The sequence below is a fragment of the Paenibacillus sp. FSL K6-1330 genome (assembly GCF_037976825.1).
Lineage (GTDB): Bacteria > Bacillota > Bacilli > Paenibacillales > Paenibacillaceae > Paenibacillus_AQ.
Genome location: NZ_CP150269.1, coordinates 4,449,464 through 4,473,272, shown reverse-complemented (window position 1 = coordinate 4,473,272; position 23,809 = coordinate 4,449,464). Strand labels below are relative to the sequence as shown.

25 protein-coding genes are annotated in these 23,809 nt (G+C 47.5%); 21 read left to right on the top strand and 4 right to left on the bottom strand.

From position 1 onward, the window contains the following. Positions 1–106 precede the first annotated feature (106 nt). Positions 107–1,570 (top strand): glycosyl hydrolase family 18 protein, encoded by a 1,464-nt coding sequence (locus NYE54_RS20120; protein ID WP_339265688.1) that lies wholly within the window; start codon positions 107–109, stop codon positions 1,568–1,570. Positions 1,571–2,580: 1,010 nt separating this feature from the next. Here NYE54_RS20120 and NYE54_RS20115 read toward each other — a convergent pair. Then, the gene (locus NYE54_RS20115) at positions 2,581–4,938 is read right to left on the bottom strand and encodes an Ig-like domain-containing protein (RefSeq protein ID WP_339265686.1); all 2,358 of its coding nucleotides are present in this window, start codon (positions 4,936–4,938) and stop codon (positions 2,581–2,583) included. Positions 4,939–5,404: 466 nt separating this feature from the next. Here NYE54_RS20115 and NYE54_RS20110 point away from each other — a divergent pair, with 466 nt between their 5' ends. The 9 genes from NYE54_RS20110 (at position 5,405) to NYE54_RS20070 (ending at position 12,164) form a co-directional block, all read left to right on the top strand. Beyond that, a complete protein-coding gene (locus tag NYE54_RS20110; protein WP_339265684.1) occupies positions 5,405–6,001 on the top strand; it encodes a polysaccharide deacetylase in 597 nt (198 codons plus the stop codon). Between the two features lie 84 nt (positions 6,002–6,085). Continuing rightward, a complete protein-coding gene (locus NYE54_RS20105) occupies positions 6,086–7,357 on the top strand; it encodes an alcohol acetyltransferase (protein WP_339265682.1) in 1,272 nt (423 codons plus the stop codon). A gap of 92 nt (positions 7,358–7,449) precedes the next feature. Then, positions 7,450–8,034: a DUF6320 domain-containing protein gene (locus tag NYE54_RS20100; RefSeq protein ID WP_339265681.1), complete on the top strand. Its 585-nt coding sequence runs from the start codon at positions 7,450–7,452 to the stop codon at positions 8,032–8,034. Positions 8,035–8,049: 15 nt separating this feature from the next. Then, positions 8,050–8,652: a GNAT family N-acetyltransferase gene (locus NYE54_RS20095; RefSeq protein ID WP_339265679.1), complete on the top strand. Its 603-nt coding sequence runs from the start codon at positions 8,050–8,052 to the stop codon at positions 8,650–8,652. Positions 8,653–8,884: 232 nt separating this feature from the next. Continuing rightward, positions 8,885–9,520 (top strand): hypothetical protein, encoded by a 636-nt coding sequence (locus NYE54_RS20090; protein WP_339273578.1) that lies wholly within the window; start codon positions 8,885–8,887, stop codon positions 9,518–9,520. A 22-nt stretch (positions 9,521–9,542) separates the two neighbouring features. Next, complete coding sequence (locus NYE54_RS20085; protein WP_339265678.1) at positions 9,543–10,070, top strand: hypothetical protein; 528 nt, start codon at positions 9,543–9,545, stop codon at positions 10,068–10,070. Positions 10,071–10,080: 10 nt separating this feature from the next. After that, entirely contained in the window at positions 10,081–10,620 is a 540-nt protein-coding gene (locus NYE54_RS20080) for a methylamine dehydrogenase (RefSeq protein WP_339265677.1), read from the top strand. 14 nt (positions 10,621–10,634) lie between these two features. Continuing rightward, positions 10,635–11,105 (top strand): hypothetical protein, encoded by a 471-nt coding sequence (locus tag NYE54_RS20075; RefSeq protein WP_098746226.1) that lies wholly within the window; start codon positions 10,635–10,637, stop codon positions 11,103–11,105. 75 nt (positions 11,106–11,180) lie between these two features. After that, positions 11,181–12,164, top strand: a complete 984-nt coding sequence (locus NYE54_RS20070) for an AraC family transcriptional regulator (protein WP_339265673.1) — start codon at positions 11,181–11,183, stop codon at positions 12,162–12,164. 98 nt (positions 12,165–12,262) lie between these two features. Here the strand turns inward: NYE54_RS20070 and NYE54_RS20065 are convergent, their stop codons facing one another. From NYE54_RS20065 to NYE54_RS20055, 3 genes are all read right to left on the bottom strand, one after another. Further along, a complete protein-coding gene (locus tag NYE54_RS20065; RefSeq protein WP_339265672.1) occupies positions 12,263–13,441 on the bottom strand; it encodes an MFS transporter in 1,179 nt (392 codons plus the stop codon). Positions 13,442–13,616: 175 nt separating this feature from the next. Continuing rightward, complete coding sequence (locus NYE54_RS20060) at positions 13,617–15,305, bottom strand: helix-turn-helix domain-containing protein (RefSeq protein ID WP_339265671.1); 1,689 nt, start codon at positions 15,303–15,305, stop codon at positions 13,617–13,619. Between the two features lie 114 nt (positions 15,306–15,419). Next, positions 15,420–16,430: an ABC transporter substrate-binding protein gene (locus NYE54_RS20055; protein ID WP_339265669.1), complete on the bottom strand. Its 1,011-nt coding sequence runs from the start codon at positions 16,428–16,430 to the stop codon at positions 15,420–15,422. Positions 16,431–16,658: 228 nt separating this feature from the next. Here NYE54_RS20055 and NYE54_RS20050 point away from each other — a divergent pair, with 228 nt between their 5' ends. The 11 genes from NYE54_RS20050 to NYE54_RS20000 all read left to right on the top strand — a co-directional run bounded on the left by NYE54_RS20050 (position 16,659) and on the right by NYE54_RS20000 (position 23,803). Continuing rightward, positions 16,659–17,063: a NusG domain II-containing protein gene (locus tag NYE54_RS20050; protein ID WP_339265668.1), complete on the top strand. Its 405-nt coding sequence runs from the start codon at positions 16,659–16,661 to the stop codon at positions 17,061–17,063. 199 nt (positions 17,064–17,262) lie between these two features. Next, a complete protein-coding gene (locus tag NYE54_RS20045) occupies positions 17,263–18,429 on the top strand; it encodes a metallophosphoesterase family protein (RefSeq protein WP_339265666.1) in 1,167 nt (388 codons plus the stop codon). Positions 18,430–18,482: 53 nt separating this feature from the next. Beyond that, a complete protein-coding gene (locus NYE54_RS20040; RefSeq protein ID WP_339265664.1) occupies positions 18,483–18,608 on the top strand; it encodes a hypothetical protein in 126 nt (41 codons plus the stop codon). 7 nt (positions 18,609–18,615) lie between these two features. After that, complete coding sequence (locus NYE54_RS20035; RefSeq protein ID WP_339265662.1) at positions 18,616–19,242, top strand: hypothetical protein; 627 nt, start codon at positions 18,616–18,618, stop codon at positions 19,240–19,242. Positions 19,243–19,259: 17 nt separating this feature from the next. After that, positions 19,260–19,601, top strand: a complete 342-nt coding sequence (locus NYE54_RS20030) for a DUF3139 domain-containing protein (protein ID WP_339265660.1) — start codon at positions 19,260–19,262, stop codon at positions 19,599–19,601. Positions 19,602–19,649: 48 nt separating this feature from the next. Further along, positions 19,650–20,195, top strand: a complete 546-nt coding sequence (locus NYE54_RS20025) for a GNAT family N-acetyltransferase (protein WP_339265659.1) — start codon at positions 19,650–19,652, stop codon at positions 20,193–20,195. 133 nt (positions 20,196–20,328) lie between these two features. Beyond that, the gene (locus NYE54_RS20020; RefSeq protein WP_339265657.1) at positions 20,329–20,973 is read left to right on the top strand and encodes a hypothetical protein; all 645 of its coding nucleotides are present in this window, start codon (positions 20,329–20,331) and stop codon (positions 20,971–20,973) included. A gap of 42 nt (positions 20,974–21,015) precedes the next feature. After that, positions 21,016–21,483, top strand: a complete 468-nt coding sequence (locus NYE54_RS20015) for a hypothetical protein (protein WP_339265655.1) — start codon at positions 21,016–21,018, stop codon at positions 21,481–21,483. Positions 21,484–21,519: 36 nt separating this feature from the next. Beyond that, positions 21,520–22,077: a GNAT family N-acetyltransferase gene (locus NYE54_RS20010; protein ID WP_339265654.1), complete on the top strand. Its 558-nt coding sequence runs from the start codon at positions 21,520–21,522 to the stop codon at positions 22,075–22,077. A gap of 121 nt (positions 22,078–22,198) precedes the next feature. Beyond that, complete coding sequence (locus NYE54_RS20005; RefSeq protein ID WP_339265653.1) at positions 22,199–22,945, top strand: GNAT family N-acetyltransferase; 747 nt, start codon at positions 22,199–22,201, stop codon at positions 22,943–22,945. 156 nt (positions 22,946–23,101) lie between these two features. Next, a complete protein-coding gene (locus tag NYE54_RS20000) occupies positions 23,102–23,803 on the top strand; it encodes a class I SAM-dependent methyltransferase (protein ID WP_339265651.1) in 702 nt (233 codons plus the stop codon). Positions 23,804–23,809 lie beyond the last annotated feature (6 nt).

The window sequence follows — 23,809 nt, the reverse complement described above, 5'->3', positions numbered from 1 at the left end:
TTGAAATGTAACAGGATGATTGTATTTTATACAGGAGGTGATGTTTGTCATTTTATGCAAGATAGGGCTAAAGCTTAATTATCAATTATTGAGGAGGGATTAATGGATGAAAAAGGGTTTATCCAAAGTTCTGGACAAATCGAAAGTGATGATGTTGCCTTTATTGGTCGTCGTGTCTATGATTATGAACTTTTTTCCCCTTGAGGTTTCTGCAGCAGAACGGGGTGCTTGGGCACCCAATGTGTCTTATGTCGTAAACGACAACGTGACATACGATGGGAAAGCGTATAAAGCCATTCAATCTCATACCTCATTACCCGGGTGGGAACCGCCTAATGTTCCTGCATTGTGGCAGTTTGTTCAAGGTGGTGGAGGTAGTGATACTGTAGCTCCGACAACTCCTACGAATGTAACTGTAAGCGCAGTCACCTCTTCAAGTGTTACTTTATCCTGGCAAGCATCTACGGACAACGTAGGCGTGACAGGATATGATGTATACCAAGGCACAGCCCTTGCCATATCTGTTACCGGTACGACAGCGACAATAACGGGTCTTTCACCGAAAACGACATATTCTTTTAAGGTCATTGCTAAGGATGCTGCCGGGAATCTTTCCCCTGCTAGTGCGACCGTGAATGCAACAACTACAGAAGGACCAGGCGGAGGTCCCCAGCCGACGAAGCATATATTGACAGGGTACTGGCAGAACTTTGTCAATGGTGCCAGCAAATTGAAAGTGAGAGATATACCGGATCAGTACGACATCATTGTTTTAGCGTTTGCCGAGATGGACCCTGCTAACCCTGGTGGTGTCACTTTCAATGTAGATTCTGCGCTATCCGCTGCTCTCGGTGGGTACACAAATGCTGAACTGATCGCGGATATTCAGGCTAAACGTGCTCAAGGCAAGAAGGTCATTATATCCATTGGAGGGGAAAAGGGAAACATTAATTTGAATAATCCTTCCCCGAATGTAGCGAACTTTGTGAATAGCATGTACGGAATCATCACTCAATTTGGACTTGATGGGATAGACATTGATCTGGAGCATGGCATGAATGTACCTAACTTAACCAATGCGATCCGCCAACTGAAGCAAAAAGTAGGAAATGATTTTGTTCTGACGATGGCTCCCCAAACGATAGACATGCAGAATCCAAACACCTCCTATATGAAGCTCTATAACAATCTAAAGGATATGACAACCGTAATTAACGTCCAGTATTATAATTCCGGATGCATGCTAGGTCGGGACGGAAAATGCTATTCCCAAGGCACTGTTGATTTCCTGACGGCTCTTTCAGACTTAACGCTGCAGTGGGTATCACCTTCCCAATTGGGATTGGGAGTACCTGCTACCTCTTCAGCAGCTGGAGGCGGATATGTTTCTCCAACGGTCGTAAATAATGCCCTGAATTGTCTAGCAACTGGAAACAGCTGTGGAAGTTATAAGCCCGTTGCTAAATACCCTGATATACGGGGAGCAATGACTTGGTCCATTAACTGGGATGCGACCACGAATTACACGCTTGCCAAAACGGTAAGACCATTCTTGAACACGCTGCCTTAACTTAAGGATACTGTACAATCAGTACAACGTGTGTACTGCTCCTTGTGCGCACGTTGCGTGGTCCAGAGCTGTGTGGATGGCTGTCGACCATTAAGTAAATTATAGTTATCAAATAGGAAACCTCTCTTTGATATGTGGTGGTATAAAACCATCATTAACATGGAGAGGTTTCTGTTTGGTTTCTTTGCCGAAACTAGACGTTCGTGGTGCGTTCGTTTGTATGATTTTTCGAACAAAATATGAGATTGGTTGCTGACGGCAAGGCCGATTGTACGATATATAGTACAAATGCTGAATCTGGTTGCTTGCGGTATGCCCAATTGTACGATATATCGTACAATTGCTGAATCTGGTTGCTTGCGGTATGCCCATTTGTACGATATTTCGCACAAATGCTGAGTCTGGTTGCTTGCGGTATGCCCATTTGTACGATATTTCGCACAAATGCTGAATCTGGTTGCTTGCGGTATGCCAATTGTACGATATATCGTACAAATGCTGAACCTGGTTGCTTGCGGTATGCCCAATTGTACGATATTTCGCACAAATGCTGAGTCTGGTTGCTGACGGCAAGCCCATTTGTACGATATTTCGCACAAATATTGAATCTGGTTGCTGACGGCAAGCCCGATTGTACGATATTTAGCACAAATGCTGAATCTGGTTGCTTGCGGCAAGCCCAATTGTACGATATATCGTACAAATGCTGAGTCTGGTTGCTTGCATGATGCCCATTTGTACGAAATATAGTACAAAAGCTAAGACATGGCCGTTATGGGAGGTGCATACATGATCATATTAATCAGCGGGAATAGCTGTACAGGTAAGACCTACATGGCCCAACAATTTTGTTGATGCGGATATTGCTATTAACTAGGTGCGATCATTTCCCGTACGATCCTATAGAGAGAATGTCGATTCCTTCAAAAATAGTGAAGCAAGATACGCCCAGGCTTAGGCCTGGGCGTATCTTGTCTAAATGCGACTGTAACGTACAATCAAACTGAGCCTCAAGGCTCCCATATCACCGTTGGGTACGGGAGTTGGTCACAAGCACTGGCCCAGTAATAGGAGTCGGCCATGATGCGCCGTGGCAGGAAACCGATCTCGCCACGGGATGCGGAGATGAGCTCGGATTGCGATTGGAACACGCCTTCCGCATTTGTTGTGGCATTAACATATTTGCCTGCCATATGGGTGAATCTTCCGCTGATCTTGGCCGTAACAGGCTGCCTTGTTTCCATATCAACCATCTGCATGGATACTCTGGCGGCACCATTAGAATAGGTGATGGTCATCTGATCAATAACCATCGGTTTCATGGTGGACGGCGCCGTTGTTGCTGAAGCAGCCGCGCTGGGAGCGCCTTCATTGCCGCTGATATCGACTGCCGTGATTTTATAATAATAGGTGGTGCTCGGCAGCAGTCCGGCATCTTTGTAGGAAAGTCCTTTAGAGGTTCCCGCGTAAGTAGCGGGTCCGATCTCAAAGTCGGCTTCAGTCCCGCGGTAGATCCGATAAGCATTCACGGCCGAGTTATCCATCGCCATATTGTAAGTTATATTAATGCGTTGAAAATCAAACGTGGCAGCTGTTGCCCCGCTAACCGTACTTGGCGGTTCATGATCAGCAGGAGGCTGCCATGCGTAGCCGCCAGGTCCCCATTCGCTTGGAAAATCAACGATCGAGGAGTAGTGATGGAGAGCGATGCCTCCAAACGCTGAATCGTTCAGAAAAGCGTCATACACTTTGTTTAACTCCTGCTCCATGTAAGTTCGCCCTTCTTCATGGAAGCTGATGGTTTCCGGATCCCCGCCATCCGCGATGTCTTTCGTCTCGACTCCGATCACAACCGACTTCGGCTTGCCGATCGTATTTGCATAGGCCAGCTCGTTCAGCGCTTGTGCGATAATACCGGCGCTCCCATCGGCCTGATCGCGATAATTCATAATCGAAATATAATCGGCCGTGTCCTGAATATGCTCAGACAGCCATTTCGTCTTTCCATTCCATGTAATATTGCTGGCGTCGGCCGAAGTGTCGTACCATCTAGGAATCGCTGCGCCGACTGACAAGGCGAGTCCCGATGCCTGCTTACGTTCCATCAGCAGCTGCAGCATATCCAGGTACTGAACCTGGACGGAAGGCTTTGCTGTTTTGAAATCCGGCAGGATATACGGTTCTGTATCCAAGTTCACGCCATCAAAACGAGCAGACTCGCCGGAGGCCAAATTGTAATTCAGTATCTGCTCAAATTCCCTTACGGCATGAGACTGATATCGATTATAGGCTCCGAAGTAAGGTGGGGTGGTACCACCGGCGATCAACGCTTGAACCCGAAAACCCTCGGCGTGTGCCCACTCGATGAATTGTTGGACCTTACTACGATGATCTTCCAGCATTTTGGTTCCGTTATATTGACCTACAGCCAAATAAAGCGTCGTAATCGGACGTTGATTAAAGGTTGCGGTATCCTTTGCCATGGACAAGAGGACAACGCGGGAATTCGAATTCAGAACGAGAGGGTAGGAGGCATTTTCCCAGATCCAGATCGCACGATCTTGATCTGTCAGCGGTTCTGAGTTATAGGTGCTGCTAGTTACCGTTTCAGGGTTCGTCGCGGAGGGACTGTATACTTCTTCAATTACGTTGAAGGGAGTTGGGTGGAAGAGATTCGTATAAACGGCATCTGTAACCGTCGCGGGATGATTACCTTGGTTAACCGGTGGCTGCCCCCCTGTTCTTGCATAGACCGTTAGGCTATAGCCTATATTGCCATAAGAATCGGCTGCTCTGGCTTCCAGACTGTGAACCCGTCGCGGGGATTGACGCGAATCAAATGTATATTTATAGCCGTTTTTGGCAGGGGAGACCTGCAGCCATTCTCCACCATCGATGCGGAGCTCAACCAGTGATATCGGATTTTTACCTGCTGCGGATATGTTAATATCCATTTTGTTGCGCTGCAAAGTATACTCAATAGGGCTGGTAATCTCCACTTCTGGAATATGAGCTGCAGGATTATCGATGTTCAGGTGAATCCAAGGAGACCAGATTCCATAACGCGTAACCGCGTCATTTGCTTTCAGCACCATTTCGACTGAACCGTCCAATTGACTCGTATCGAGCTTGTAGGACCAGGTCCCACTGTCATCGCCATTGGGATCATCCATCTGAACATCCGTTACAAACTCTCCGTCTACGATGAGTTGAAGCTCATACACACCATTGTAGGTCCCGAATAACTCAGACACACCCGGCTGAAGCGTTTGCCCATCCTGATGGGAATCGATTGTAATTAACGCTGCTGCCTTGGCATGTGGGAGTGGAACCCAGATTGTAGAGATGAGCACTGCCGCCAGAAACAAAAGCCCGCACCTACGTAAATGTGAAAGCATTATCGTAGTCACATCCTTGTCAGTTTGATGTAAACCTAATGGACTCTCCGGCAGTTACAATGGCTATACATTTGCAAAAATATGAAGCGCTTACTTTTTAATATTACGAAAAAAATCGATTAGAACCGATATTAGGGACGTGTCAGGTTATTATTTTGGAATAGGGGAATGTCTTTGAGTATTTCAGCAAGAGCTGTGCTCATCTCGAAAACGTTCGGATTGGCAACTTTTTTTATCCGCATCTACGTCTTGAGACTGAGAGCAACTCTGTACCTGAGACGGTGTGAACCTGTGCAGATCTGCTTTATGCTGAGATTAACGGAATTTTACTGGAGAATCATGGAATGAAATATTCAATAAAATATTCAATAAAATATATAGTGAGGTGTTTCAACTGCTGCGAAAATTACTTAAAACCGTCATGCAAAGCTCCTGGATGATATGGGAACGTATCTTCAGCTTCATTTCCAGGTTCCGCAGCTCGCATATCTCGCGCTTTGGCATATGCACGGTCATGATTAAGAAGCATCGAGGCGAGTGCATCGTCTGCGAGGACTCGACGGTTATTCAGAATGGAGATCTGGTAGGCGAGCTTCATTTGGATAATGAAACGATTCTGAAACTCATCCGATCGGAAGGGCCAGATCGTGCGGCTTTGAAAATAGCAAGACTTACAAGAAAGTCCATGCAGCAGATTAGCCGTGCATATGAAGACCAGTCCGAGTTCAGCGAGGTGAGCGCGTTGGTCGGGATTACACTGCTGCACCGTGGATTAACTCATGGGCTTGGTTTTGAGCATCAAGCGATGAAACCGGACTTGTTCCAGAAGCTGACCACTTCCTACCTGCGAATGCTGTTATCGGTGATGCACCCGGATGGGAAGAGCCGGATTGATCGAAGAACCGAATTACTTGTTCCGATGATGTTAATACATACCCGCTCATCGCTGATGAAGCGATTTTCAATGGCGGATAAGCGGCCTCCACATGAAGAGGGTCATGTCGTCTTGGTATCGGCTGGGCTTGAAGCTTGAGTGAAAAGGCATTGCGACGTACATAAGGTAATCCAGTTATAAACTGCTAAATGGGAGTTCTACAAGAAATGAGGAGAGCAACAGATGGAAGAATGGTATAAACTTGACCACGCCGGGAAGCTGTTTCCCGCGGTTGCGGGAAGGGAGAATTCATCAACCTACCGATTGTCGATGATGCTGACAAGTCACGTGAAGCCATCAGTTTTACAACAGGCGCTCGATAGTGTAATAAAGAGATTCCCTCTATTGAACGTCGAGCTTAGAAATGGCCTGTTCTGGAAATTTCTACGGGAGAAGGAGACACGTTTGATGGTGGAACCGGAATCCACCTATCCCTGTGCTCCTGCAGCCCTCTCGACGGAGAACGGAAGTTTGGTGAGGATTTTATATCATGGCAACAAAATCAGCGTGGAGATTTTCCATGCGCTAACAGACGGCGGTGGGGCTCTGGAGTTCCTCAAAACCTTGGTGTTCCAGTATTTATATCTGCTCGGTGAGAACGTGGAGGACAAGGAAGGTCTGATTCTGCCGCCCGCTTCATTTGCCCGTTATGCCGAAGCACAGGACAGCTTTAAAGCTCATTATACTTCGGTCACGGCCGATTCCAGAATGCCGGAGGCCCTGCAAATTCCCGGCACCCGATTCTCGCCTTATGGACACAACGTCATCCACGGCATGATTCACGCCTCGCGCCTGAATGCGGCGGCCAAGCAGAAGGGAGTGACCCTCACCGCTTACCTGACAGCGATTTTGATCATGGCGGTTTATGAGACCACGTTGCCTTTCAACAACGAGAACCGGCCGATCGTGATTAGCATGCCGGTGAACCTGCGAAAAATCTTCCCTTCGAGCAGCCTGCGCAACTTTTTTGCAGTCATCAACATTGGCGTACAGATGAAGGAAGGCATGACATTGGATGATGTACAAGGTATCGTGCATGCACAGATGAAAGAGAAAACGACGAAGTCTTATCTAAGCCAAGCGATGGCCGGCAGCATGAAATACGAGAAGAACCTGTTATCCCGATTCACGCCGCTGAAACTGAAGGATATGGCGATTCGTTATGGATTCGACCATTTCGGTGAAGAGGCCAAAACGCTAACGCTTACCAATCTGGGCCGAGTCGACATCCCTGCGAGCATGGCTGCGCATATCGAGTCGATGGAAACCACGATGTATCCTACGGCCAAGAGTCCAATGAACTGTGCCGTCAGTTCGATCAATGACCAGCTGACCATCACCTTTGCCAGGAATATCGTTGAAAGCGATGTGATCAGGCACTTTTTTCGTCAGCTTGCCATCTTAAGCGGATTGGATATAAGGATCGTCAGCAACGATTGGGGGATGGGTGCATGAGATGTGAGAGCTGTGGGGTATCCGTAAACCCGGCGCACGCAACATGTCCCTTATGCCGGAGAAATTTACAGGGTAAGGGCAACGCACCATCTGTGGGAGATAATTCTTGGTACCCCGTCTATGAGGCTGTTGAGGAGCAGCGTGCGAGCAGTCTTTTATCCAAGTGGCTTACCTTCATTGCCGTGTCCGTCATCGGCTTATCCGTTCTTATAAATATTCTGGGAAATCACGAAGTATGGTGGAGTCTGTACCTCATGCCCTGCGTGCTCTATTCATGGCTGTTCATCAGACATACCTTAATGTCCAAGTCGCACCTCGGCGGCAAAATCGTCGTACAGTTGCTAGGGCTGTCCGGCATGCTGCTTTGGCTCAACGTCGCAGCGGGTACGAATTACTGGTCGACCGGCTACGTCATTCCGTTCCTGATGATGGCGGCAACCCTGCTGATTACCGTTATATGCTGCACCAGAAAAATGCGCTGGCGCGAGTTCGCAGGTTACTTGTTAACCCTGATCTTGCTTGGGTTTGTGCCCTTATTACTGTACGCCATCGGCATGTCGCACGTATTATGGACAGCCGTTGCGGCGGCCGTATATGCCTTATTAACGTTTAGCGGGATGTGCCTGATTGCAGATAAGGGATTTCGAAAGGATATGAAGCGCAGATTACATTTTTGACAGGAGGTAAACATCATGTGCTCCATTACGATTAGAAGAATGGCAGATTATGAACGAGACATTCGCGAGGAAGTGGCGGAAGTGTTTGTTGATGGGTATTATAACGAATTGTCCTATTTCACCCAGGACCGAAGCACATTGAAGAAAGCCTTCCGGGGTCTCTTCAGTCCTGAGGTGTTTTATGTAGCAGAGGTCCAGGGAATCATGATCGGGATTTTAGCCTGTTCCCATCATGGGCAGCGGGCCATGCCGGTCGAAATAGCTCCGCTTCAGGAAGCATTTGGAGACAAGACAGGGGAACTTGCTTATAACGTCATGAAAAATGAATTTAACCCGGCATTGCCCTATGATGACGAGACGGGTTATATCGAATGTGTGGCAACTACCACAAAAGCGCGCGGCAAAGGCGTTTCCACCGCTTTAATGAAGCATGTCATGGAGGAGCTGCCATACAAGCGTTATGTTCTGGAAGTGACCGACAGTAACCAGGTCGCGCTTCGGTTATATCAGAAATTAGGATTCCGGGAGTTTAAACGTTTATCCGAGGATGACTCAGGGGAGAAAGGCTTCAACGACCGTATCTTTATGGAATGGAGAAAGCCTGATCCACGCTATTAGGGAAAGAGCCCCTATACGTTACGGCACTCCATATCGAAAAGAATATAGTTTTCAGGAAAACCGTCTATGGAGATTGTCCATGGACGGTTTCTTTTTTTCTCAATAAGATAGCCATGTAGCGGGCATATCCATCGCATATTTGTGTAAATAATCGACAGGCTGTCACTCATAAGATGAAGAAGTGAAGGGTTCATTCCTAGGGATTGTGGGGAGGTGGCATGACTTGCTGTCGATGTTGCTCTTTATATTTTCCGTCGGTGCTGCAGTGGCCAGCGTGGACACCACCTGTGGGCTGAATGTGTTAGGCAGTCTGGAGGGCACGAAGGTCAGTAAATCCAAATATGCGCTGGTGTATATCGTGTCCTGTACCCTGGGCGGCGCTATGACGGGACTGGCGATCGGGTTCATCAATCTTTTGCTCAAATTAACCCCTGTTGGTTTATATCAAAACTATTTTATTGTCGTGCTGTTTGCCATACTCCTGGGCTTGGAGTTCATTCAGAAAACGGGAATTCTTCCATCCGGCAATTTCATCGTTCCCTCGGAATGGATCAAGCACGCAGGGTACCGTTCCGCGGTATTATGGGGCCAGATTCTGGGCTTGGGTTTTATCACATTGCAGGTGGGCGTCCTCTTTCACGCCTATATCCTGGTCTCCTTGTTCGCCGCTCCATGGTGGTTGAGCCTGCTGGCAGGCGCAACGTTTGGAGTCGTTCGCGGTACCGTGTTCAGCCTCCCGCTGATCCGATCCATCGTGTACCGTATGCTTGAAAAAAGAGTACGCAACCTCACGCTTCTCACGGCCGTGCGGCAAACGGTATCCAAGCTGCTGATTATCGGTTCCATCATCTGGATCATCAGCTACTGAAGAGAAAGGAGCATAGGGACCCATGTACGATTTGCTCGCGATATCCGTTACTCTGCCCATGCTGTTGTCGGTGGTGAGCTTTGGCTGGAGCCGTGTATTCGGTGACCCCGATCTTTTCCCCGGAAGTGCCCGTCTGCATGTTCTGCTCACCCTACTGCAAGTCCTGTCCGTTACCATGGTATATTGTTTTCCATCGCGGCTCAGCTTCCGGGGCATCTCTTTACTCTATTTCGTTCAGGGCTTGGGCGTCGCTTATTTCATCCGGAAAAAAGGAAGGGTGGACTGCGGCTGCCTCGGACCTCAGATCAACTCCAAGCTTGGCTTTCCATTGATTGGGTTCAATCTGGCGATGGGTCTCATGGGATTGGCCTACAGCCATCCTGTCTGGTTTGCGCATAGTCACTCTTTCGCTGTTACCGGCCTGCTTATGGAGGGGATGATGTTGCTGCTATCGCTGTTTATCATCATAGGCGTTCCGGATGCGCTGCACGCGATCCGAATGTACCGAGAGATTGCCGCAACACATATTTCCAAAATAAAAAGGTTGTAAGGAGGCCGCGATGGACACGTTCTTCTGGATCTCATATACCATGCTGTGGATTCTGGTCGTACCGTTGGTCATTCTGAACCTGGTCCTGTTCCGGCAGTTGGGGATTATGGTGATGGGTACCGCGAGAGGCGTGAATCAGTCCGGCATTCCGGTCGGCAAAAAAATACCCGGGGCCACAACGACGACCTTGCAAGGAGCCGAGTGGTCCACGAGCGAGCTGATTGGCACGCCTTCCCTCATGCTGTTCGGATCGCCGACGTGTAAGGAATGCGCCGATATTTTGCCTGATTTTAGGCGGATCGCCCAGATGAATAACGTGAAACCCATTCTTTTGTTATTCTCGTCCGTGGATTTAGCATCGGATTATGTCCGAAAAATGGCTTATGACGATGAGGTGCTGATCGTAAGTTCGGAGTTTGCGAATCATCTGGATGTGCAGGTCACCCCCTATGCCTATGCGGTGGATATGAACGGCGTCATCCGGCATAAGGGATTGGTCAACAGTCGGGAACAACTTGAAGCGTACGCGAAAGCATCAAGGGCTTCTTAAGATGAGGTGAGAGTATGTGGCGGAAGCCGGAGAACAAGGACGAAGAGACGCAGGTGTTGATCAGCCGGGTTACCCGGAAGATGAATCGGAAGTCGCTACTGAATAAATTTGCGCAAAAAACGGCCGAGACGCTTGCCAAAGTATTGGTCCGGCCCGATGATGACGATATTGTCAAAATCTCGTTTGCTGCGGGGCCCTGCCGGCCTCCGCATGGACAATATTGCTCGGGCTGCGGCGCAGATGCTTCCTGTCCGTCCGATTATATTATTTGCACACCCAAGACGGTGATTAACGATTGCAAAGGTCTATGTCCTTATCCTTCCGGGTGGTGGTATACGAGTGATCCAGTAGGACATCGAGCCAAGTGTCAGGATTGCATCTCGCAATATGTGCACCCTTATATCGGCCGAGATTGGTGTTATCAGGGAGCCCAAGTCTATGGGCGGTATGTGATCTGTGCATGCAGGTCAACGGAGCTGTATTGATAGAAGAATAAGGTATGTGATTTATGCAATTCATGATGAAATCAACATTGTAATCCAAGGTGGGAGGTGCCCGGTATGCAGCCGGATTTTTCGGCAGCTTCCAGCTGCTCGGAATCATTGCAGATGATCTATGATGCTTATTTTGCCACTTTAAATATTCAAAAGTCCGGCAGCAATGCCTATATGCTCGCTCCATCTGCGGGAGAAGGTGGCTTCTACCGCTTGCGGACCTATAGCGGCCTACAGATATGCTATTCGGATTATCAATATCATCGCCGGTTTACGAACCGGTTTCAATCGAAAGAGCCGATGATCGAGATTCAGTTCAATTTTAGCGGAGAACGGCATATCCATATTGGCGGAAAGGATCGCACCCTGGACCGTGGGACAAGCGCCCTGCTGTTGATGGAGGATATTGACGTTCGCTTTGCGCTACCGAACCAAGAGCGGCATCAGTCTTTCTCGCTTGGCATTCCTGTCTCCCTGTTTAATTTTGCGGTGGCCCAGACTGCAGGACGTGAAGAGAATCATTTCAGGCAGCTGCTGGATGTTTCCGAATTTCAAAAAATCCACTTGTCTTTCAGCTCCTATGAACAAGAACTGATCAAGAGATTGATTCATGATGTTTGTCAGCCCATGCGATCCATGCTGCTTGTTGAAGGTACAGCCTATGAACTGCTGGATCGAACGATCCAGCAGCTGTTCGGTCATGAATCCTTGCCTGAAGGGCTATCAGCGGCTGATGTACGCAAGCTATGCCTCGCTCATGGGATTCTGGAGTCGAGATATGCTTCACCGCCTTCGTTGCTGGAGCTGGCCAGAGAAATTGGGCTGAATGATTATAAACTTAAGATGGGCTTCAGGCAATGCTACGGGACAACCGTATATGGGTTCATCCGGAAGGTCAGGATGGAGCGGGCGATGGAATTATTGCATAGCGGGGAGGCTAACGTGACCGAGGCAGCCTTGGCCGTAGGTTATCGCAATGTGAGTGCATTCTCGCAGACATTTCGCCAAACCTATGGTGTCAGCCCTTCTGAAGTTAAGAAGTACTACTGATACAGAGATTTACACGAATTCGTTTAACTTTCTTGTGATCGAAATAAGGCCTCCCCGTTTGGGGACGCCTTATTTTGTTTAAGTCGTCGAATCAAGCATCATTCGCAGAGGGGCTGATCCCGTGTTCCAAGCACAACCAATGCCATCAGAAGGACAATGATCCCGATCAGCGCAAACGGGATATGTTTGTCCACTCGATAGAGGGGCGTGCTGAGAATCGGGGAGATCATGGCAGCAATGCCCTGAACGGCAGACACCAGGCCGGCTACGCCGCCTTGCTGCTCGCGGCTAACCGCAAGCGAAGCGCCTGCCATAAATCCCGGCATCATCAACCCGGTGCCCACACCGAATAAGAAGAATGCGATGAAGTAGCTTATCAAGCTTCCGGTGAAGAGCAGCAGCAGCATACTGGCCATAAGCAGTACAGCGCCGATCAGAATCATCGCTTTTGGCGGCCATTTGAGTTTCTTCATCTGCAGGCCCTGCGTGACAATCATGGCGACTCCGCTAATCATCAAACTGAGGGAGATCATACGGGCTGTTTCCTGGGTCGTCAGATCGAGCTGATCCTGATAATAAAACCCGCCGATGACTTGCACCGTAATGATGCCCAGCATGGTGGCCAGGCCCGCAAATAAATAAAGACAAACTCCTTTTTGGAACGGATTCACACGGGGGGCCTTCTGCTGAATGACCGGTTTTGTGGCAGGGACAAGGTAAAGTACAGCAACCACAGCGATTACCGGTAGAAGGGCGCCAGCATACAGCGGGGCGATCAGGCTGATGAGCGCAAACCCGCCGGCAATAGCAGGACCCAATACTAAGCCTAAGCCGTTAGCCGAGCCAAGAAGTGCCATTCCGGCGGAGCGCCCTTTCTCGTCGGTCACATCGGCGATATACGCCTGAGCTGAAGAGGGAACAGCCGGAATAAAGAAACCCACCATAGCCCGAGTAACAATGAGCAGAAGGATAAGCAGCGCACCGGAGATTCTATCATGAAGACCCAGGTACATAACCGCAGTGAATAACATATAACTGACGAACATGCCGATAAAACCAAATACAATGACAGGCTTCCTGCCCTTGGAATCACTTAAATTTCCCCATACCGGTCCCATGACGGCCATTGCGATAGAGCCCAGGGATATGATCAAGCCCGAATGCGTCTCGCTTAATCCCAATTCTCTGATCAAGGGCGGCATAACGGGAGCGATGATCATTAATCCGACCATGGCGACAAATACGCTGAAGAACATGCCGATCCGGATTCTAGCCATTCTATTGTTTCCTCCTATCGTTCCTATTTGAAGCAACATTACGTTGTGAACATTGCTACTCATAAGCCTAAAGTATACTCGCGATTATTCGCTACCTGCTGGCGGATGAAGTTGTGGCGGAACGGATTATTTTAAGGGATAGGATGAATGGCTTTCGTATACTTCCATGTATTGCTTATTGAGAAACTATAAGGCGGTTTTTAGAAGTGGACGTAGACAATAATAGTTCAGGCAGCAGGTTCAGAAGCTTTACCAGCGTTCGGGCATCTCCGTAGTTCCAGCGTTCTGCCCCCAACACATGAACAAGGCCGTTCCGGACAGCCGGCAGGTTGTCCCATAGCGAGGACTGCATCATGTCTTCCGCAGCTTGCCTGGATACGGCATTGCCCGGTATAAGCATAAAGATACGGTCACCGGCGAAGAAGGGCAACTCCTCAGTCGAAATTTCCTTATAACCCAACCCGTCGTTCAGCACCTTGCGAATAGGCTCCGGCGGTTGAAATCCACGCGCGTGATATAGACCTGTTGACAGACCGGACATTCCCATAACGAAGAGACGGGATCCATGGTCATATACGAAGACGGACGCGGTTTCGCTAGGCTTCATGGCTTGCTGCAGTTCCCTCCACATGTTATCCGTCCTGGTTCGATACCAATTGAGCCATTGATCCGCCTCATGCGCTCTTCCGAGCCAATCGCCAAGCGTATGCAAACGATGGGCGAGAGGAGCGAAGGAATTGAATGTGACAGTAGGGGCGATTTTGGAGAACCATCGGTATTCTTTTTCATCGGCATGGGCCAAAATGATCAAATCCGGTTTCCATTCCATGGTTTCAATCGAATTTTTCCGATGGCTTATATCAAGAGCATATTGAATATCAGCCTGCTGGTTATGGGTATTGGTCAGGCAATTGCCTGCCATTGGCCGCATTCCGATCGCGAGCAGATCACCGAAAGTTTCGCCGTAATACAGAATGCGATTTGGTACCGACGGAATATCGACTTCATGTCCGGTCCAGTCGTTTACGCGTTTACTGACGTCCATGCGTTCGGCGAATTGCTTCGGTGACATCCCCGTAATCTGGCGGAAACGGCGGCTGAAATAGTATTCATCCGTGTATCCAATCTCTTGGGCGATGTTTCGCAGCGGTTCATTCCTTTGCGCTAGAAGTTCTTTGGCGCGATTAATGCGCAAGTCGGTTAAGTAATGCAGAGGTTTTTTCCCGGTTCGTTCCTGGAATATGTGCGTGAAACGCCAGGTCGATAATTCGGCCATCTCCGCCAGTTGTTTTACCGTCAGATCAGGATACATGTAGTGCTCGTCAACATATTGAATAACGCTCTCTACGGCTTGCACAGAGGTTGGTTCACGGTCTGCCTGAATATTTTGCTGAAGCAAAAAGACGAGCAATTCGTGAAACTTGGCATGCTGCTGCACCCAGTGGATATTAGATGAATATTCACCGTTAGAATGTAACGATTCAATCAGCCGGAGCAAATGAGAACTAGGATACGCACATAATTCAAACTTCCCCGGAATGAGTTCGTCTTTGTATGTTGTATGCTGCTGTTCACCAACTTGAATGACCGCGAAGGCAAGCGTGGAGTATTGAATGGCGTTGTCCGTTCCGTTATGAACCTGATAAGTGGTGCCGGGACACAGTAAATAACACTTGCCAGGCGTAATCGTGAGGACATGTTGATCGATATGCAGACTGCCTTTACCTTTGGCAAAGATTAACAAGGTATGGGAGTTCGACGTCAAACTACCCGATGTCCATCCGATGGACTCCGTTCGGCTATCCGCATCCACTAAATGATAAGTTAAGGAACGATAGGGGATCTGAAAGGGATTCGCCTTCATGATGGCAACAACTCCATAATCTTAATGATAATGATAATCAATATCGATAATTGTAAATAGAAAAACGAGACAATTCAATAGGTAAGTATTGAACTGTCTCATACAGATGGTCAGTTATTCGGTTATCATATTCGGAAGCTCTTGAAGTAACCATTCCCTTGTAGCTGCGTCACTACCGGATTTAGCAATGTCGATGGTATACACATGCCCATCCTTGACAGCAGGAAGGCTAGCCCAGATCGGACTGTTCATCATGTCTTGTGTGGATTTCTGAGCTTCGGGCTGAACCGGATTCAGGATAAAGATTCTGTCTCCGGCAAACTCGGGAAGGTTCTCCATCGAGATCTCCTTGAATCCACTGTCTTCATCCAGCAACTGTTGAATATTTGGCGTGGGCTTAAAGCCGTTAGGATGATAGAGTTCTTGAGATAAGCCCGTGCTGGCCATGACAAAGAGCCGGTCCCCCGGATAATACGTGAAGACGGAGGCTGTCTCATCGGGTTTCATGCCGACGGATTGCAGTTGCTGCCACATGGCATCTGCCTTAGCCTCATAATCGGTTACCCATTGTTCAGCTTGCGCCTTTCTGCCGAGAATATCGCCAAGCTCCGGCAAACGCTTCTCCAAAGGAGCAAATGTATCAAACATAAGCGTGGGTGCTATCTTGGACAGTTGTTCGTATGCCGTCTCGTCTGGGTTCGCCACGATAATCAAGTCCGGGTTGAGTGCGAGCACCTTCTCGAAGCTGGTCGGAAATCCAATGTCTTCCACATTTTGAATCCTGTCTTCATAAACGGCCCCTTTCATCCGGTTCATATCGGTACCGATTACTTGGACATCCAAGACCAATAAATCGCTGAAAGTTTCACCGGAGAATATGATGCGCTTTGGCGATACGGGGATATCAACACTGTGTCCTTTATAATCCGTATAGGAACGCATAGCATCTTCCGAGCCAGTATCGGATGGGGGGGAGTCGTTAGGGCTGACGGTTGGCTGAATAGCAGTTCCTGCCGTTCCCTGCTTCATAGAAGAAGGGGGGCTGCTTCCATTGCATGCCATCAACATGAGACTCATCAATGCAAGGATGCTGATAGTTATGGGCAATTTTTTAGTAGGTTTCATGGTTTCTCCTCCACAACGGTTTTCAAAAATATTAGAGATAATGATAATCATTCTCGTTAAAAACATCATAGCGGATGCTTGTTCCGGACTCAATGGACAAAAGAAAAGGTTCCTTTTCAGTTTGTACAAGCCGTTTGAAGTGGATAACGAATGTGACAAAATTCATTTCGATGGCTTTGCACATCGTTCATACTTGGGTTCCAAAGACTGTGCATGTCAGGAGGGAGCATGTTGTCCAGATTAAGACGCGGAGATATGATCCTGTTTGCCTTGATCCTGATCCTTGGCTCCTTCACGGGTCTGCAATGGTGGAAGCATAGCCATGTGGATTACCAGCAGGGACAACTGCAGGCCTTGATTACGGTGAATGGCAAAGAATACGAAACCGTCCCACTGACCGGGGACGAACGTATCATTGATATTAAGACCAAGTTTGGACACAACACCCTGAAAGTGTACGACTACGGGATCCAGATGATATACTCGGATGCCCCGAGGAGAATTGCACTGGATATGGGATTTATTTCGGAACCCTACCAGCAGATCATCTGCGTGCCGACTAGAGTCGTGGTCGAGGTGTTAGTCCCCGAACATGAACAGCGTGAGACGGAACTGGATGCTGTGGTAGGCTAAGTTCAGGGTACAAGAGGGTATGGTTATCATAAATTTCACTAAGAACCGGGGGTTTTTGCCGGTTCTTTTCGTTATGTAGGACATTGGCGTGAATGTAAGGTTAGCGTAACTTTTTAGCTGAAAGGATAGTTATAATTAGAGAGGAAGTGAGATCGTGCTACCATAATTTCCCGAAAAATAGGAACGAAGGAGGCTGAACATGCTTTCCATTATGAAAGGGCCGTACCTGCAAAACCCGACCGAACACACTATGACCGTGATGTGGGAAACGTCTCTCCCTGCAACTTCCAGGGTAGATGTTCTACTTGCTGAGAGAATACATAGCGGACATCAAGGGAACTACAAGCAGCCTGTTGACCTATTCGGTACTTTCGCTAATGAGTCTCCAACACGGATACATCAAATAACGGTGGAGGGTCTCGAGCCCGGAACCACCTATTATTACAGGATCTACACCCAGCATGAATCCTATAAGATTGATTCAAGATTTTATATGTTCAAGACAGCAGCAGGACAAGGTGAGCCATTCTCTTTTACAGTGACCAGTGAAACCGGGGGTTACAGCGGGTTTGATTCGTCGGGAGGACGTATAAATCAGAGAATTTTCAGCCGGATGAAGCAGTATCGACCCGATATCGCCTTGTTTGTAGGAGATGTCGTCCATGACGGGAAGCTTGCTGAGGATTGGGACAAGTATTTCTTTGGGCCTGGACGAGATTTTTTTGTGGATACACCTATCTACAGTTGCCTGGGAAATCATGAGGACAACGCGTCATGGTATTACGATCTGTTTGCTTTTCCCGAACCGAAGAATTTCTACGCATTTTATTACGGAGACGCTCATTTCATCTGCTTGGACAGCACGGAATTGATCAGAAAAGAAGATTATCCTCGCAGCTCCGGCGTAATGAGTCCGGGAAATGCGCAGTATGATTTCTTGGAACGCGAGCTCTCAACAAGCAATCGCAGGTGGAAAATTGTATATTTTCACTACCCGCCATATGTTTCGGGTGGCTATCAAGTCGAGGATTTGCGGCAGCTTTGCCCGGTATTTGAACGGTATGGCGTGGATCTGGTTATCAACTCGCATACGATTGTATATGAGCGAAGCCACCCATTGACGCAAGGAACCGTGGATTACGACAACGGCATCGTGTACATCGTAGCAGGCGGCGCCGGAGCCATGCCGGGCTGGTTGCTGCCTAAGAGGGAATGGCATACTTCGCAGTCTTTGGCGGTGCCTCATTTTCTGCAAGTCGTTGTAACGTTGGATCGCTTGGAAGTGCGCGCCATCGATGATGAAGGGCGATTGTTTGATACGCTGCGAATACGAAAAAGCGCTGAAGGCAAGAGGGATTACATATAGAAGAGATATGGTTGAATGCAGGTCTCCAGTCCAAGCAGTAAGGTGGGGTGAAGATGGAAATGCTCGCATTGATATTGATAGTAGGCTTTTTATTCGTTGTGGCATATTTGAGGGCGATCTGGAACGTATTGCTGGAGATTCGAAACGAGTTAAGACAAGATAGCGACAGAGGGACGTGATTATATAATGAACGAGAAAAAAGACTACTCCCACGTATATTGGATCGGGGGGTCCCCCTGTTCAGGCAAATCCACGATTGCTGAAATGATCACGAAAGATTATGGCTACACCTATTATCAATGTGATTTGTTCAACGAGAAGCATGTGAACGCAAGCAATCCGTCTGAGTTTCCCACCATGTTCCGATTGAAGGATATGACCTGGAATGCGTTGTGGTCACGACCTGTAGAGCAGCAGGTTCATGAAGAACTGGAGTTTTATCGCGAGGAATTCCGGATGATTGTGGATGATGTATCGGCCATGCCGGATACGAGCCCCATCATTGTGGAGGGTGCAGCGCTTTTGCCGGAAAAAGTAGCAGAGCTGGTATCCAGCCCTCATCAGGCGATCTGGGTCGTGCCGGTACCGGATTTCCAGAAGGAGCATTATGCGAAGCGGGAATGGATCCATGATATTCTGAATCAATGTGATGATCCTGATACCGCGTTTCAGAATTGGATGGGACGAGATATCGGCTTTGCGGCATATGTGGCCCAGGACGCCATGGATCGGGGATTCAAGGTTATCTTCGTGGACGGAAGCAGAAGCATTCAGGAGAACTACGAAGAGGTTAAACGGCATTTTAATCTATGAAAATAGCAGGGAATAAAATGAAGAAAATCAGAATTGCATTACTGGTATTGTTAGCTCTTGTGCTTCTGTCTCCCTTTGTGTACGTGCAGGCGAATAAAATGATCTACGCTAAGAAGGTGAATGCCTACCTGCTAGAAGAAGAACATTACAGCAAGGATGAGATACAGTCGGTAAAAGGCGTCTGGGGCGTTAAGCTGCCTCCCTTTTATGTCGTCGTGGTGTTCAAGGACGAGCCTGATGTCGAATATATTTATTTTGCACATGATACGATTATGCAGTTCGAATACCGATTGACGCCAGAGGGGAAAGCCCGTGGAATTACCCGATCAAAGCTAAGGCATTATATCCCAAGGGACTAATATGGTATGATCTGATTTCAGTTTAAGCTGTTCAAGGGGGAGTTTTGCATGTCCATTACACTACAAACTTCGCGTCTGCAGTTGAAGACCGTGGATCAGGATCGGGCAGCGGATGTGGTGGATTTTATAGTCAAGAACGATGACCATTGGAAGGTGTGGGAGCCCGCTAGAGAAGCTGAGTTCTACACCATCGATAAACAGGCGGAGATTCTGGCTGCGGAGAGTCGAAGCATAGCTGACGGATCTCTGTTTAAAGTGTGGCTGCATCAAGATGATGAAATCATCGGTTCGATTTCGATCAGCAATATCGTTCGAGGCGTCTTTCAATCGGCACATGTGGGATACAAGCTGGCACAGGCTCACACGGGGAAAGGATATATGACCGAAGCGCTAAAGGCTGTGGTCGCCTATTGTTTTGATACGTTGGAGTTACACCGGTTGGAAGCTAACATCATGCCAAGAAACAAAGCTTCATTGAATGTAGTGAGACGACTAGGCTTCTACGAAGAAGGACTGGCTATTAAATACCTGAAGATTAACGGCGTCTGGGAAGACCACCTACATATGGTTATCCGCAATGAACGCTTGGAGTAAACGCATGGAAACGAAAGGTATATACTACAATGATTTATAAGACAAACCGATCATCAAGACTCAGACCTGAGATGGGAGCATTTGGGGCGCTGGGTCTTTCTCACAATTACGATAAGTTCAGGAGGTTATCGCTATGCCGTGGCCCATGGTCCATTTTGCGGTTGCCCAGCAGCTGGGCGTACCGGAGCCGTCTCCGTACTTGCTGATCGGGAGCATCGCTCCGGATGCCATTCATGTTAGAGGCAAGATCACGAGAGAACAGAAAGGGATTACGCATCTGGTACATGACGGAAGGCTGCCTGATGCAAATCTCATCAAGGAGAATTATCTGCATTATCTAAATCTGAAGCCGGAGAAGGCTTGGAGAGAATATATATACGGTTATTTTGCGCATATCTACACGGATTTACGGTGGGTTCAGTCGTTGTACGCTGATTTTAAGCAAGAAAACATAGAGGACGAAGAAAACATAAGATATACATACAACCAGGAGGTCAGCCAGCTTGAATTCGAATTGAAACGATCAGAGCATTGGACAGACTCCATTTTGAATAAGCTTAAGGATTCGGCAGGACATTCCATACCTCTTTTTGTTGAAAAGTCAGAGGTAGAGCAGTACCGAACGCTCAAATTAGAGTGGCTGTTGGATGAACGTAATGAGCCGAAGGTTGAGCTGATTTATTTTACCTTAGATAAAGTGGAAACGTTCATACAGGACACAGCTGCCGAGTTGAACACATTATTCATCCCATCGGGAATTCATGAACATGGAGGTTGAATTGAAAAGAAAATACAATTACTTAGGGATATATAGGAGGTTGTGGCTCTGAAGAATAAACTTCGATTGGGTTTATGGATCTGTTCTGTCTGGATGGTATTGGTTTTGTGCTCCTGTCAGAGCGAAGGTGAAAAGGTAGAGCATGTTGAAGCTTTTATCGCTGAAAATATAATGATGAATGCAGATGGATTCTCTGTACCCGCAGGTTATAAAAAAGTGAATTCCATTACCAATTATGAAGACAATCGAGGGGAAACTCAGTCACGAGTACGGGCGATTGAAGATTATTATGATAGCAATGGTAACTTTATTATAACAAAGGTATATGATCAGAGTCATAAACGATTGAAAAATCTACAGACGGAGGATACAAACAATCTCGAACAGGAGTTTGATCAGCCTCTAACCATCCACATCCCTGATGACCAAACATGGAAACCCGTCCAGCTAACCGATGAACAAAAGAATGAAATTAAAGCACATGTTATGAAACACACCAAAAATCTGTGAGTCTATTGTAATTGAAGGTACAAGGGGGGGCTTTTCATGCTTCAAGTAGGAGTTAGGCGACCCAATCGCGGCGATATAGATGCCATGGATGATTTTTTCAGGTTCGTGATTACCGATACTTTTGCCAAAGAAGGTTTATCAGATTTACTTGAAGATATGGAGCAGGAGATCGACAGCAAAAATAGGTACTTGAACGCGGATTTTGATACGCACGGAGAGCAGAGATACTTTCTCATCGGACTGCTAGACAACAACATTGTGAGCTGCATCGAGTTTGGACCATCCAATGCATTGATCCGGGAAGCTACTGATGGTGAATGGCGTGATGTGGTTGAAATCGGAACGGTATTTGTTCATCCTGATTACCAACAGCAAGGGATCGGAAGTTTAATGTTAAATGTCATGTATCTTACGCTTCTCAATAAAGGAATGACCGAATTTTGTTTGGATAGCGGATACACCCAAGCACAGAAGATCTGGAAGAAGAAGCTAGGTGAACCCGATTATGTCCTTCAGGACCATTGGGGGAGCGGAGCAGACCATATGATATGGAAAAGAAGGCTCGTGGATGTTCCTGTTCTGTTCAGATTATAGGCGGTTATTCGAACAATCGAAGCCAAGTGGAAGTTCTGGTTGAAAGCAGACATTTTTATTTATTGAGTAAAAATTCGTATTATCGTATATTTATACCTATCATGTTGTAGGAGTGGTATACGTGCATAAGAGAATCGAAGAGCTTACCTTAAACGCTTGGCCAGCGCTCCAAACCTTGACACATCATGGATGGCTGTTACGATTTGCAGACGGTTATACCAAGAGATCCAACTCCATTCATGCTCTCTATACAGAGCCTTCGATAGACCTTTATGGCCAGATTGAACAATGTGAGCGTTTATATGTAAAGGCCGGGCTTGACGTCATATTTAAAATGACACCATTCAATCCGCAGGAACTCGATCCTATTTTGGAATCCAGGGGATATACCATACAGGATCCTACCAGCTTTAGAGTGTTGGATCACTTGGATGATATTGAGCCTCCATCCCATGAGGAGGTTAAGATCGAAGAAAAGCTAACCAATGAATGGCTGAATGTGCTCGGGGATGTTACCGGAATTTCCGAGAGAAACAAGGCTGTGAAAAGAAAGCTATTTAACTATTCCGTGATACCGTATGGATTCTTCATCCTATATGATCAAGCTGAACCTGTAGCATGCGGGATCGGAGCTTTGGAGCAGGGCTTTGTAGGAATATATGATCTGGTTACGGCTCCGGCATGTCGAAATCGCGGGTTTGGCAAACAGTTACTGTTACATATACTGCAGTGGGCCAAGAAGAATGGAGCCACGAGCAGCTATTTACAGGTGGTACAGAGTAATCTTGCTGCAAGCCGATTGTATGATCGTCTTCAGTACAAAGAGATTTATTCCTATTGGTACAGACACAAACGTATCGAAGGGTAAGCACATGCGACCCAAATCATGGATATTGATGAATCCGCTGCTTATGTGAACAAGGGGTTACTCAATCTGATGAACAGTTGTATAATCATGGAAGATGCCTGGCACGGATGACCCGGCTTGAGTTGATGTTATCCGATGCGGAAAGTTGGTGAATCCATGTTTGATTTATCGTCGAAATATTATGATGTAATTTACAGCCTTAAGGATTATAAGCAGGAGGCGCACCTGGTCCGGGAATATATTGAAGGACAGGGCAAGAATTACCGGACCATGCTCGATGTTGCCTGTGGAACTGCGGAACATGCTTTGTTCTTAAAGCAGTTCTATGCAATCGATGGTATTGATCTAAATCCCGAATTCGTCTCGATAGCGAAGTCAAAAAATCCTGAGGGAAATTATTCGGTTGCCGACATGACCCGTTTTCACTTGGATCGGAAATATGATGTGATCCTGTGTCTGTTCAGCTCCATCGGTTATGTGAAAACGCTGGATCTATTGGTACAGACCCTTACGCAGTTTAAGGAGCATCTGAACGAGGAGGGTGTCATTCTGGTTGAGCCGTGGTTTACACCGGATGTCTGGACCGCCGGAAGAGTGGACGCGATCATGACTGAGCGTCGCGGGATCCATATCAGCAGGATGTCCCATTCGGACCGCGAAGGCAATATTTCGATCATGAAATTCGAGTATTTGTTTGGAAGCGAGCATGGAATTGAACATTATACGGAGGAGCATCGTATGGGGCTCTTTACCGTGGATGAGATGATTAAGGCATTCCAGGAAGCGGGCCTTCACGTGGAGCATGATACGCAAGGCTTGATTGGAAGAGGCATGTATATTGCACGAAATATGAAGTAAGGAGGA